The 12,298-nt window shown below is 67.6% G+C and carries 10 protein-coding genes; 4 read left to right on the top strand and 6 right to left on the bottom strand.

Translation table 11 applies throughout. The features are described 5' to 3' along the window. Positions 1-118: 118 nt before the first annotated feature. On the top strand, positions 119-877 hold the full coding sequence (fabI, locus tag HWX76_RS11815; protein ID WP_050014998.1) for an enoyl-ACP reductase FabI: 759 nt from the start codon (positions 119-121) through the stop codon (positions 875-877). Between the two features lie 21 nt (positions 878-898). Here the strand turns inward: fabI and HWX76_RS11810 are convergent, their stop codons facing one another. From HWX76_RS11810 to HWX76_RS11795, 4 genes are all read right to left on the bottom strand, one after another. After that, positions 899-2,110 carry a crosslink repair DNA glycosylase YcaQ family protein gene (locus HWX76_RS11810; RefSeq protein ID WP_124556021.1) on the bottom strand — a complete coding sequence of 404 codons (1,212 nt, stop codon included), beginning with the start codon at positions 2,108-2,110 and terminating at the stop codon, positions 899-901. Positions 2,111-2,445: 335 nt separating this feature from the next. Beyond that, complete coding sequence (locus HWX76_RS11805; RefSeq protein ID WP_050015002.1) at positions 2,446-3,525, bottom strand: terpene synthase; 1,080 nt, start codon at positions 3,523-3,525, stop codon at positions 2,446-2,448. A 53-nt stretch (positions 3,526-3,578) separates the two neighbouring features. After that, the gene (uppS, locus tag HWX76_RS11800) at positions 3,579-4,349 is read right to left on the bottom strand and encodes a polyprenyl diphosphate synthase (protein ID WP_089489551.1); all 771 of its coding nucleotides are present in this window, start codon (positions 4,347-4,349) and stop codon (positions 3,579-3,581) included. A gap of 392 nt (positions 4,350-4,741) precedes the next feature. Further along, a complete protein-coding gene (locus HWX76_RS11795; protein ID WP_050015005.1) occupies positions 4,742-6,130 on the bottom strand; it encodes an MFS transporter in 1,389 nt (462 codons plus the stop codon). 389 nt (positions 6,131-6,519) lie between these two features. Here HWX76_RS11795 and HWX76_RS11790 point away from each other — a divergent pair, with 389 nt between their 5' ends. Both HWX76_RS11790 and treA read left to right on the top strand, forming a co-directional pair. Continuing rightward, positions 6,520-7,149 (top strand): TetR/AcrR family transcriptional regulator, encoded by a 630-nt coding sequence (locus HWX76_RS11790; RefSeq protein ID WP_124638780.1) that lies wholly within the window; start codon positions 6,520-6,522, stop codon positions 7,147-7,149. Positions 7,150-7,286: 137 nt separating this feature from the next. Next, positions 7,287-9,005, top strand: coding sequence for an alpha,alpha-trehalase TreA (treA, locus tag HWX76_RS11785; protein WP_050015008.1), 1,719 nt, complete (start codon positions 7,287-7,289; stop codon positions 9,003-9,005). A 99-nt stretch (positions 9,006-9,104) separates the two neighbouring features. Here treA and HWX76_RS11780 read toward each other — a convergent pair whose 3' ends face one another. Together HWX76_RS11780 and HWX76_RS11775 are read right to left on the bottom strand one after the other, a co-directional pair. Then, positions 9,105-10,595, bottom strand: coding sequence for a carbohydrate porin (locus HWX76_RS11780; RefSeq protein WP_176015837.1), 1,491 nt, complete (start codon positions 10,593-10,595; stop codon positions 9,105-9,107). Positions 10,596-10,687: 92 nt separating this feature from the next. Beyond that, positions 10,688-10,957 carry a hypothetical protein gene (locus HWX76_RS11775; RefSeq protein WP_050015011.1) on the bottom strand — a complete coding sequence of 90 codons (270 nt, stop codon included), beginning with the start codon at positions 10,955-10,957 and terminating at the stop codon, positions 10,688-10,690. Positions 10,958-12,039: 1,082 nt separating this feature from the next. Between HWX76_RS11775 and HWX76_RS11770 the strand changes: the two genes are divergently transcribed. After that, positions 12,040-12,177, top strand: a complete 138-nt coding sequence (locus tag HWX76_RS11770) for a hypothetical protein (protein WP_162838124.1) — start codon at positions 12,040-12,042, stop codon at positions 12,175-12,177. Positions 12,178-12,298 lie beyond the last annotated feature (121 nt).

Genomic DNA, 12,298 nt, shown 5'->3' with positions numbered 1-12,298 from the left:
TCGTCCCATCGCCATGCTGACGTCTCCCGTTCCGTTGACGTCAACATGCTACGTGAACATAGACCGGTTAACAACGGAACAGGACACTAGGCCGGCGCGGATCGGCAAGGGAGGCGGCATGACGTTGCGACACAAGCGGGGGCTCGTCGTCGGCATTGCGAACGAACAGAGCATCGCGTGGGGATGCGCGCGTGCGTTTTGCCGGGCCGGCGCGACGCTCGCGGTGACCTGGCAGTCGGACAAGACCTTGCCGCACGTCGAGCCGCTGTTCGCGCAACTCGACGCGCCGATCCGGATGCCGCTCGACGTCGGGCGGCCCGACCAGATGGCGGCGGTGTTCGATGCAATCGCGGCCCAATGGGGCGAAATCGACTTCGTGCTGCATTCGGTTGCGTATGCACCGAAGGCCGATCTGCACGGCCGCGTGGTCGACAGTTCGCCGGAAGGCTTCGCGTTGGCGATGGATACCTCGTGCCATTCGTTCATCCGGATGGCGCGGCTCGCCGAGCCTCTGATGACGCGCGGCGGGAGCCTGATGGCGATGAGCTATCTCGGCGCGGAGCAGGTCGTCGCGAACTACGGGGTGATGGGGCCGGTCAAGGCCGCGCTCGAAGCGAGCGTGCGGTACCTGGCGGCCGAACTCGGCGGCGCGGGCATTCGCGTCAACGCGATTTCGCCGGGCGTGCTGCCGACGCGCGCGGCGTCGGGCCTGCCGGACTTCGGCCGGCTGCTCGACGACACCGCGCGCCGGGCGCCGCTGCATCACGCGCTGGACATCGACGACGTCGGCGCGTTCTGCGCGTTTCTCGCCAGCGACGGCGCACGGGCGATCACGGGCGGCACGCACTATGTCGACGCCGGCATGCACATGCTCTAGCGCGCCGGCGGCGCGCGGCGTTCAGGTCCGCGCGAATGCCTGCACGAGGGCCGGCGGCGCGTGGGCGACCGTGACCTCCGGCGTGCCGTGCCACGCCGCGAGTTTCTTCACGGCCTTCGCGACGTCGGCTGCGAGCCCGGCGCCGAACCGCACGCCCGGCTCGACATGCACGGCTTTCAGCTCGAACGTGCCGAGCGTGCGATGCGCTTTCGCATCGACGCGGCCCACCAGCCGGCCGCGATGCAGCACGGGCAGGCAGAAATAGCCGTAGCGCCGCTTGTGCTCGGGCGTATAGCACTCGATCGTGTAATCGAAACCGAACAGCGTCGACGCGCGCCGCCGGTCCCACACGACCGGGTCGAACGGCGACAGCAGCGTCGTGACCGTCGAGCGCAGCGTGTCGGCAGCGGCCGCCGGCAGCAGCGCATCGAGCGAGCGATGCACGTAGGCCGGTTCCTTCCAGTCGTCGATCTGCACCGGAATCAGGTCGCCGGCCTCGGCGAGCCGCTCCAGTTCCGCGCGGTACGAACGGCGCGGCAGCCGATAGTAGTCGGCCACCCAGTCCGCGCGCACGACGCCGAGCGCGCGGCACGTGTAGTCGAGCAGCGCAGGCAGCACCGCATCGCGCGGCGGCAGGTCGCGCGTATCGTCCCAGTGGGGCAGCACGCGTTCGCGCACGTCGTACACGCGCTGGAAATTGCGGCGCTCCGACACCATCAGGTCGCCCGTCGTGAACAGCACTTCCAGGTGACGTTTCTCGGGCTTGCGGTCCCACCAGCCGTTGCCCTTCACGCCGTCCTCGCGCGCGAAATCGGCCGAGCGCACCGGGCCTTCGTCGCGAATCCGCGCGAGCAGCCGTTCGATCTCCGGACGATTCTGCTCGTGCCATTCGGCCGCATATTTCCAGCCCATCCCCGACGGATCGAGCATCTTGTAGCGCATCAGCCCGAACTGCTCGATCGGCAGGAAACACGCTTCGTGCGACCAGTATTCGAACAGGCGCGCCTCGGCGAGATGTTCGTCGAGCCAGCGCGGCGGGAAATCGCCGAGACGGCTGAACAGCACGAGATACGGGCTGCGTGCGACGACGTGGATGGTGTCGATCTGCAACTGCGCCATCCGGCGGATCGTGTCGAGCACGTCGGACTTGGTCGCCTTGCGGCGCGGCGGGGTGAGCAGGCCCTGTGCGGCGAGATGGAGCGCGCGGGCGGCGGCGGGCGAAAGCGTGAGCATCGGCGAGACGGTCGAGGGTGGCGATCGGGAACCACTTTAGCGCGAAAGCGGCGCGCGCGTGCGACGTGCGGCTGCAACACGTCTGACAATGGTTGACAGATGCGTTTCGCAAGTTTCCCTATAGTGCAGTTCATGGCGCGACGATCAATGCGCGCAACGATTCCGCTTCCGACGCACATATGTCCATGGCACGCAGGAAGCGAATCCGGGATTCCCGACCCCCATCGGGAGACCCGGAGCCCTGAGCGGACATCCATGCGGCTGTGCACCGGCCCCGTGTGGATGTCCGCTGATTTTTTTGTTTTTCCGGTTTTCACCCATTGCCGCGCGACGGGTCATGCCGCGGCGCTCGTCTGTCCGGGCCGCAGCGCGCGGGACAGGTCGTAGTGTTTCGCCGCGCCGTAACGCGGCGAACCGAAGTGCCAGTCGTAATTGCCGCGAATGTACGTCCGGGCCTCGTCGAGCAGGCGCAGCGACGCGCGGTCGTCGGTGCGCGCACGTACCTGTTTTTCCAGATCGAGATAACGCGCGAGATAGCCGTTGTGGATGTCTGCCGCCGTGTCGAGCGCGGCTTGCGGCGCGAGCCCGCGTTCGTGCATCAGGACGCAGACGAGATTGCTGCTCGATTCGCCAGCTTCTTTCGGATACGAAAAGATGTCGTTGCACAGGCAGAGGATCAGGCCGGACAGCTTGCGCAGGCGCTCGACTCCTTCGTCGGCGTAGAACGCGGCGGGCGCTTCGTAGCCGGCGGCGATATCGATCAGCGCGAACGCGCCTTCGCCGCAGCCGTTATAGGTGCGACCGGAAAGGTACTCGGCCGTGTCGGGCACGACGTCGGTCGCGAACCGGCCGGCTTCCCACAGCGTCGAGAACAGGAACGTCATCATCCCCGCGACCCAGCGTGCGTACTGCACGCGCGTGGACGTCGCGGCGATACGCGCGCACACATCTTGAGTCGCCCGTTGCAGGGCGGGCAGGAACGCGGCCAGGTGCGGCAGGCGCGCCGCCAGCGCGGCGCGCAGCGGTGCCGGATCGTGGCCGGTCGGATCGGCAATCATTTCGTACAGCCACAGGTAGAGCGCGCCGAGCTCGCCGGGCGTGCGCGCGACGCCGTGCAGGCTGCACAGGCCGTCGTCGATCGCGAAGATCCAGCCGTACGCGCGGGTCGTCGTGCACAGGCCGTCGAAGGTGGCGTGCGCATAGACGCGCGAGCAGTATTCGCCGACCTTGCCGTGACGGATGCCGTTGGCCCAGCGCGGATCGTCGAGCAGGCCATGGCCGTTCATCCACGCGAGCAGGTCGGCTTCGGCGCGGTCGGCGTCGGGATGCACCGGCGTTTCGAACGGGTGGAACAGGTGCGGCAGCACGAGCGTGGGCGCGGCGGCTTCGGCGGCAACGGTTTCGGCGGTGGACATGGCGTACCTCGCGGATGGCGGGTGACAACAGGTGTCGTGAAGGGGGGGGCGGCCTACATGCCGAACCGGCGCGCGCGCTTGCCGTATGCATCGATCGCCTGTTCGAAATCGTCGCGTCCGAAATCGGGCCAGCACGTCGGCGTGAAATAGAACTCCGAGAAAGCGGTTTGCCACAGCATGAAATTCGACAGGCGTTGCTCGCCGGACGTGCGGATCACGAGGTCCGGCTCCGGCTGGCCGGCCGTATAGAGCCGGCTCGCGATCAGCTCCGGGCTGAGCTGCGCGAGCAACTGATCGACGGTGCCGGCCGCGACGTGCTCCGCGATCAGCGAGCGGACTGCGTGCAGCAGGTCGAGGCGGCCGCTGTACGCGACCGCGATGTTCACATCGAGCCCGCACGCGTGGGCCGTGCGTTGTTGCGCGGCACCGATGCGCTCGGCTGTCGCGGGCGGCAACTTCGTCAGGTCGCCGATCACGTGCAGGCGCCAGCGGCCGCCGGCGGCGAGCTCGTCGATGACGTCGGCGATGACCGCGAGCAGACCGCGCAATTGAGCGGCGTCGCGATTGAGATTTTCGGTGGACAGCGGCCACAGCGTCACGAACGGGATCCCGGCTTCCTCGCACCACGACAGCAGCGCATGCACGTTGCGCCCGCCGGCCCGATAGCCGTCGACGGCCGGCAGGCCGAGACGGTCCGCCCAACGCCGGTTGCCATCGAGAATGACGGCAAGATGCGTCGGCAACGGCGGCCGGGCCGTCTCTGATGCGGCAGGCGAGTCGATGGCGAACGTTGCCGGCGCGCGCAGAATCAGCTCTTGAGTCATGGCGACTCCTTCGAGGCGAGGAAGCGATCGAAACGTGAAACAGCAGTGGGATCGTTATGGCGACTGCCGCATGCCGGCGTGGGAATTCTGTTCGCACCGATGCGAGCGATTATTATTGATCAATGAATTTCGGATTTTCAAGTCATTCGCATGCACCATTTCTCGGCGCGCCAGCGCAAGCGACCGAGCAGGCGTGGCGGGGTGCCGGCCGATATCGAAAGCGGTGATGCGCAGTCGATTTTCGAGCCGATGTTATTTCGACATGCGGATACGGCGAATGCTTTTTGCGTTTCGCGAGATTGAATAAATCGCGGAATTGGAAAATAAAGCGATGCAATACGCGGGCGACCGATTGCGGCGAAAACGTTTCCGCCGCGTCGGCCGTCGGGCGCTTATGCCCGCTTGCCGCGCGCGACTTCGTCGCCGGCGCCGGGCGGCAGCCGCCGCGTGATCGGAATCGACGCGAACGAGCACAGCCCGACCACGAGGAACGCGGGCCAGAAATCCGACCACATCATCGTCTGATGGCCCTGGAGCCAGTGCGACACGTGCAGCACGAGGCCGGCCACCGTCACGCCGAGGCCGAGCGACATCTGCTGGACGACGCTGCCGAGGCTCGTCGCGCGACCTGCGTCGCGCGGCGAGATGTCCGCGTAGATCATCGAATTCAGGCTCGTGAACTGCAGCGCGGGGAAGATGCCGCCGACCAGCACGATCAGCCAGATCGTCCAGGTCGCCATGCCGGGATGGAACACGCCGTACGCGGCGATCGCGAGGCCCGCGAATGCCGCGTTGTAGATCAGCACCGTGCGAAAACCGAAGCGGCGCAGCGTATGCGTGGCGGTCGAACGGCTGACCGCGCCGCCGAGCGCGGACGCGCACGTGATGAGCCCCGAGTGGAACGCGCTCATGCCGAGCCCTTCCTGCAGCGCGAGCGGCAGCAGGAACGGCACTGCGCCGAGCCCGATGCGGAACAGCGACCCGCCGACGACGCTCGCGTGGTACGTCGGGATCTTCAGAAAACTGAGGTCGAGCACTGGGCGTTCCTTGCGGCGCGCGTACGGCACGTACAGCGCGAGCATCGCGGCGCCGGCCGCGCACATGATGATGGCGTTCGAGCGCGACGTGAGCGAACCGTCGATCAGCGTGAGGCCCATCAGCAGCAACGCGGCGCCGCTGGCCGACAGCAGGAAGCCGAACCAGTCGAGCGGGCCCGGATCGGGCTCGTGCGTGTTCGCGATGTGCTTGCTGGCGAGGTAGATCCCGTAGATGCCGATCGGCACGTTGATGAAGAAGATCATCCGCCAGTGCAGGTAGGTCGTGATGAAGCCGCCGACGAGCGGCCCGACCGTGGGCCCGAACAGCGCGGGAATCGCGAGGTAGTTCATCGCGCGCACGAGATCGGCGCGCGGCACCGCGCGGAAGATGATGATGCGGCCGACCGGGACCATCATCGCGCCGCCGACGCCCTGGATGAAGCGCGCGAACGTGAGCACGCCGAGCGAGTTGGATGCCGCGCACATCAGCGAGCCGACGACGAAGATGCCGATCGCGGTGCGGAACACGGCGCGCGCGCTGAAGCGGTCGGCGAGCCAGCCGCAGATCGGAATGAACACGCCGAGACCGACCACGTAGGCCGTGATCGCAATGTTCAACGTGACGGGGTTGTGCCCAAAGTCCCTCGCCATCGCGGGCAGGGCGGTGACGATGATGTTCGCGTCGACGCTTTCCATGAACAACGCACAGGCAACGATGAGCGGTGCTAGAAAGACGGGCGACATGGGCAGGGCGCGCGGTAAAGACGCCATTATGCCCACAATGTGACCGCTGCGTCACGTACGACAACAGTTGTTCCGCATGTTGCAACAGTCGTCTTTTCCGGCGGATGGCGCGGAAAGGACGACCGCGCACGTGTGAGCGATGTGCTGCCTGGGCGATGAACGACGCGGCATCGTCGTCGCGATGCGCACGCGTTTTCGATGCGAGGCCGGAGGTTGACGCGGTGATCTGCGAACCGCTTGCCGCACGGCAAGTCGACCGCGCGTTCGCGTTGGAATGCGCGACGAGCGGGGACGACGTTGGGCCCGGTCATGTCGATTCCTTTTGACGGCGTGTCCGTGCGTTTCTAGAATATGAGCACTTGCTCACATTCGAAAGCCGCCTTCCCGCCATGTCCGAATCGTCGTCGCGCATTCCGCTTTCGCCGCGCAAGGCGCCGCGCCAGCGCCGCTCGGTGGCCACCGTCGATGCGATCGTCGAGGCTGCCGCCCGCATTCTGGAGCGCGACGGCTTCGACGGTTACACGACGAACGCGGTGGCCGCGCTGGCCGGCGTGAGTATCGGCTCGCTCTACCAATACTTCCCGAACCGCGATGCATTGACGGCCGCGCTCGTCGAACGCGAGAGCGCGCATCTGCTCGACGACGTCGACCGGGCCGCCGCGCTGTCGTGCTGTGACGACGTGCTGCGCACGCTGGTGCGCGGGGCCGTCGCGCATCAGATGCGCCGGCCGGTGCTCGCGCGGCTGATCGATTTCGAGGAGGCGCGCTTGCCGCTCGGCGCGCGCACCGCGCGCGTCGCGGACCGCATCCACGCGACCTTGCTGCATGCGCTCGGGCTGCGCGATGCGCCGCGCGTCGCCGCGCCCGGCGTCGTGGCACACGATCTGCTCGCGATCGTGAAAGGCATCGTCGATGCGGCGGGCGCGCGCGGCGAGACCGATGCGGATGCGCTCGAAGCGCGTGCGTGGCGGGCGGTACGCGGCTATCTCCGCGAGTCGCGCGAATCGAAACTTGCTTGACATGCATGTTTCGTGCGACAGTCAGGCCCATTCGCACCACAACATGACGCGTATCGATCGAAGGCCATCGAGACGAACGCGCGCGCGAACGAGACCTCGTGCCGATCCACTCACCATTCGAAAGGAGGGGACACGCCATGACGTCACGTCGTGCCGCACCGCTTGCATCTCGCTTCCCGTCGCGTCAGTCACCGCCCGCGCCGCGTCCGCGCTGGGCGGCCGCACTGGCCATTGCCTATCTCGCCGTCGCCGGTTGCGCCGCGCAGGCCGACAATGCGCACCAGGCCGCCGCGCAAGCGGCGAGCCCGTCCGCGTTGCCGGCCACCCCCGCAGCCGCATCCGCTCCCGCGTCCGGCACGCTGCTGCCGCCGCCGAGCCAGCTCTACGGCGACCTGTTCGTCGCGGTGCAGACCGCGCAGCTCTATCCCGACCAGAAGACCTTCGTCGACGCCACGCCCGATACCGATCCCGCGACGATCGTGCAGTTGTATCAGCAACAGAAATCGCAGCCGGGCTTCTCGCTGAAGGCGTTCGTCGACCAGCATTTCACGCCGCCCGCGACAGGCGGCGTGACGCCGCCGCCGAACCAGACGCTGCGCCAGCACATCGACTGGCTGTGGCCGCAGCTCACGCGCACGAGCACCGCGGCGCCCCCGTACAGTTCGCTGATTCCGCTGCCGAAGCCGTACGTCGTGCCGGGCGGCCGCTTCCGCGAAGGCTACTACTGGGACACCTATTTCACGATGCTCGGGCTGCAGGTGTCGGGGCGCGAGGATCTCGTCGACGACATGCTCGACAACTTCGCATACCTGATCGATACGATCGGGCACATCCCGAACGGCAATCGCACGTACTACGCGAGCCGCTCGCAGCCGCCGTTCTTCGCGTACATGGTCACGCTCGCCGCGCAGGTCGAGGGCGACAAGGTCTACCAGAAATACCTGCCGGCGCTGCGCAAGGAGCACGCGTACTGGATGCAGGGCGAAACCACGACACCGCGCGGGCAGGCGACGCGCAACGTGGTCGCGATGCCCGACGGCGCCGTGCTGAACCGCTACTGGGATGCGAGCGACACGCCGCGCGACGAGTCGTATCTCGAGGACGTGACGACCGCGAAATCGGTGCCGTCCCGGCCGGCGAACGAGGTGTACCGCGACCTGCGCGCGGGCGCCGAAAGCGGCTGGGACTACAGCTCGCGCTGGTTCGGCGACGGCAAGACGCTCGCGACGATCCGCACGACGTCGATCGTGCCGGTCGACCTGAACAGCCTGATGTTCCATCTCGAGACGACGATCGTGAAGGGCTGCGTGGTCACGCGCGACATCGCGTGCGTGGCCGATTTCTCGGCGCGCGCGGGGCGGCGTGCGGCCGCGATCAATCACTACCTGTGGAATCGTCGCGGCTATTACGGCGACTATGACTGGCAGTTGCGCAAGCCGCGCGACGGCGTGACGGCGGCCGCGCTGTATCCGCTGTTCGCGGGCGTCGCGTGGCCGGAGCGCGCGAAGGCGACCGCGCGCGAAGTGCGCAAGACGCTGCTGCAGCCGGGCGGGCTCGCGACGACGACCGAGAACACGGGCCAGCAGTGGGATGCGCCGAACGGCTGGGCGCCGCTGCAGTGGATCGCGATCGACGGGCTGCGCCGTTACGGCGAACCGGCGCTCGCGAAGGACATCGGCACGCGTTTCCTGTCCGACGTGAAGCAGGTGTACGCGGCCGAAGGCAAGCTCGTCGAGAAGTACGTGGTCGAGGGCACCGGAACGGGTGGCGGCGGGGGCGGCGAATATCCGTTGCAGGACGGCTTCGGCTGGACCAACGGCGTCACGCTGAAACTGCTGGGGCTGTACGGCGAGTAACGCACGGCGGCGCGGGCCGCATGCCCGCACGGCAAGCCACCACATGGGCCGGGCCGTCGCGCAAGCGGCCGTCCGGCCCGTGCCTCGATGCGGCGGGCATCAGAACGTGATCGTCGTGCGCACGCCGACCACCGTCTCGTCGCCGATGCGCGCGCCGGCCGCATTCGGGTTCGGGATGCCGCCGCCCGGACGGAAGAAGTGCTGCAGGTCGGCCTGCACTTGCCACCACGGCGCGACCTGATACTGGTACGTCGCCTCGATGACCGTCTCCGCGCGGCGCACCGGATAGCCGGGCGTCGTGTACGCGCCGGTGTCGCCGTCGAGGCCGCGCGCATGCGAGCCGATCTTCGCGTAGCCGATCGCGATGCCGGCGACGTCGTTGTCGCGTCCGACGAACGGCGCCTTCAGCGTCACGCCCGCATTGGCCGCGAAATCGACGATATTGCGATCGCCCGGCGAGCCCATCACGCGCGCGAACACGCCGACCGAGCGCGGGCTGTCGGCCGACGGCCGCCACACCATCTGGTCCGCGACCGCATAGAAGCCGTAGTTGCCGCGATGCGTGGCGGGCGTACCGTTGCTCGCCGGATCGGCGAGCGACAACCCGTCGGTGCCGTAGCGTGGATCGTTCGCGTGCTGCGACTGATACCAGGCGCCGAGTTTGTACGTGCCGGGCAGGCCGGCCGGCGGCGGCGCCTTCGGATCGGCGGCCGGCGCGTTCAGCGCGTACTGCACTTCGCCGATCACGAATGCGCCGCTGCGCAGGTTGAAGTTGGTGCCGTGCGCGTTCAGCACCTGCGCGTCGCCGTCGCTGCGGCCGGCCGGGTTGCCGTCGAACACGCCGACCATCGCGGTCCACGCGTCGGCCGGCTTCACGCGCAGCCGCACGCCGAGCGACGACAGCGGATACGCGGGGCCGCCGGACGGCAGGTCGGTGGACGGCAGCACGGGCCAGCCGAACGTCGCGTTCATGAACGTCGCCGCGTTCTCGCTCACCATGAATTCCTGGTCGACGCTCTGCTGGCCGACTTTCACGTCGACCTTGCCGTCGAGCAGCGACTGCTGATACCAGAGCTCCCACAGGCGCGTGGTCGAATTGGCTTCGATGCCGGTCGCGGTCTGCAACGTCTGCAGGTAGCGCTGCGAGAGGTTGGTGCCGTGGATCTGCAGCCCCGACACGTTGAACGTACCGCCCGGCAGGCCGATCGCCTTGCCGGTGTCGACGTTGAAGCCGAATTGCGTGAGCCCCTGGTACGCGCCGCCGCGCCCCGTGCCGCCGGACGTGTTGTACAGGTACTCGCTGGTTTCCTGCAGGCTCAGCGTGACGCCGTGCTGGTCGAGCACGTCGCGCAGGCCGCCGATGTTGCCGAGCAGGTTCGAGCGCTCCCACAAGCCGGTGGGAGCAGGCGCGGCAGCATCGGCGGCCTGTTGTTGCGCGGGGGCGGCCGCATCGCGCGCGCCGGCCGCCGGTTCGGTTGCGGCGGGAGACGTCGCTTGCGCGAATGCGGGTGCGGCGGCGAACGACAGCAGCAGCGCGGCGAGCGCATCGACGCGACGCTTGCGCGGGACGGGTGCGAGAGTGTTCTTCATTTGGTTCCGTTGGCAGTTTGATTCGTTAGGCTGAAGAAACGGGAACGGGATGCGGGACGCATGGCGAGACGGCCCGCACGGACGCAGAGGGATTACGGCAGCCAGCCGCCGACGCGCCATACCTGCGCGAAGCCGACGCGTGGCGCGACCGAGCAAAGCAGCGCGGCGAGCGCGACCGCGGCCGCCGTCGCGGCGATCAGCACGCAATCGAGCAGGCGGGGCGCCGCCGGCACATGGGCGAGCGCGAAGCCGCGCCAGTTGCTCAACACATGGGTGAGCGGCGAAAGGCCGGAAACGAACGAGCGGTCGCACGCGACGTGCACGACGCGCTTGAGCCTGACCGCGAACGATTGAAAGAACATGACGCTGCCTCCGGTTCCGTCCGGCGAACGCCGGACGACGTGATCGAGCGCGGGTGCGTGACGCGACCCTGTGATCGGAGGATGGAACATAACGGAGCGTGCGACTGACGAACCGGCGATGGCCGGCCCGGGAGGAGGCGCGCTAACCCGACGAATGCGAGCTAGCGGCGAAAGACATGTGTCTGGCTGCTATCTCGCGATGGCTTGGCCGGCCTGGACCGGCATCGAACTGCAACTAGAGCATGTGTCCACGGAGGGACTCCCTTGATGAATTGGGGCGGATTGTAGTCGCGACTTTTGCTGCGGCGCAAGCAGAAAACGCACGAAAGATGCGCTGTGTCGCGTGCACGTCGCCGCGGAGCGGGGCTGTCGCGCGGCCGCTCGGCGATCGCGAAAAGGATGCGCGGCAGGGCGCCGGGCCGTTGCTCGCACGCATCGGCGCGCGGTGGCGCGGTGACGGCGCTGAAAGGTTTCGGAACGTTATTTCAAGGGCAAGTCTTTCAGTCGCGTCAGGCGGGGAATTTATTTCGAAAAATGGGGTTTCAAGGGGTTGACTTCACTTTCGGGCGGTCCATAGAATCCGCCATCTTCACTCTTGGGGCCGCCGCCTTGGACGCCTGCAGTAGTCGATCTTCGAACGACATTTCCGCCTGAGCGACCGACGTCCGCGCCTCATCGACGCCGCCGTTTGTCTCCCGGGCAAACGGTGCGCGCAGCAGTATTCCGCAGCCACTCCCTACGTGCACCCTGATTCGCGCCGGTTAGCGTGATGCGTTCTCGCATGCGTTGCCCGGTTTCACCGCCGCCAGGCAGGCGGCCGCGTTCGCGCATCCGTTCTCCGGGCGCGCGAACGCCGGCCCGCCCGCCGGACGGCGGTCAACCGTGTTCTCCGGAACACCGCACAGGAGCCGCCGTGAACGACAGTGACAGTTGTCCCTTATGCCCGTTGCATACGCAGACCCTTTTGAACCCGGGTCGCGGGGACACGCCGGCCGCCTAGCCTGACACGTCGTTCAGGCACCGGACTGGCCCCGCGCCCACGACGCGGCCGGCACGATGCCGTCGCCGCACGGAGCCAGACCATGAACTTCGGCCTTCTGCTGTCGAACCTTCCGCACGTCACGGAATCGCGCCACCACTACGACGCGATGCTGACGCTCGACGCCCGTCCGCGGGTGTTCTCCCGCCTGCTGAACCAGCTGAAAGCGTTGATCCACTGAAAAGAAGCGCCGAGCGCGCCTCGGCATGCGCACGCGCGCGCGCCTTCGAGCGGCCGTCCCGCGCGCATGCCAAGGTCACACGCTCATCGAATCGCATAACCCTTAGCCGTACGGAATACAT

Origin of the sequence: Burkholderia sp. BCC0398, from assembly GCF_902833245.1 — a bacterium.
Lineage (GTDB): Bacteria > Pseudomonadota > Gammaproteobacteria > Burkholderiales > Burkholderiaceae > Burkholderia > Burkholderia sola.
The sequence above is the reverse complement of the archived record's forward strand: the minus strand, read 5'-3'. Positions and strand labels throughout refer to the sequence as shown.

Bases quoted from the DNA above. Each gene is read 5' to 3' on its own strand.
- HWX76_RS11780 (WP_176015837.1), bottom strand. From the start codon at position 10,595: ATGAAGAACACTCTCGCACCCGTCCCGCGCAAGCGTCGCGTCGATGCG.
- treA (WP_050015008.1), top strand. From the start codon at position 7,287: ATGACGTCACGTCGTGCCGCACCGCTTGCATCTCGCTTCCCGTCGCGT.
- HWX76_RS11770 (WP_162838124.1), top strand. From the start codon at position 12,040: ATGAACTTCGGCCTTCTGCTGTCGAACCTTCCGCACGTCACGGAATCG.
- HWX76_RS11805 (WP_050015002.1), bottom strand. From the start codon at position 3,525: ATGTCCACCGCCGAAACCGTTGCCGCCGAAGCCGCCGCGCCCACGCTC.
- HWX76_RS11795 (WP_050015005.1), bottom strand. From the start codon at position 6,130: ATGTCGCCCGTCTTTCTAGCACCGCTCATCGTTGCCTGTGCGTTGTTC.
- HWX76_RS11775 (WP_050015011.1), bottom strand. From the start codon at position 10,957: ATGTTCTTTCAATCGTTCGCGGTCAGGCTCAAGCGCGTCGTGCACGTC.
- HWX76_RS11810 (WP_124556021.1), bottom strand. From the start codon at position 2,110: ATGCTCACGCTTTCGCCCGCCGCCGCCCGCGCGCTCCATCTCGCCGCA.
- uppS (WP_089489551.1), bottom strand. From the start codon at position 4,349: ATGACTCAAGAGCTGATTCTGCGCGCGCCGGCAACGTTCGCCATCGAC.
- fabI (WP_050014998.1), top strand. From the start codon at position 119: ATGACGTTGCGACACAAGCGGGGGCTCGTCGTCGGCATTGCGAACGAA.
- HWX76_RS11790 (WP_124638780.1), top strand. From the start codon at position 6,520: ATGTCCGAATCGTCGTCGCGCATTCCGCTTTCGCCGCGCAAGGCGCCG.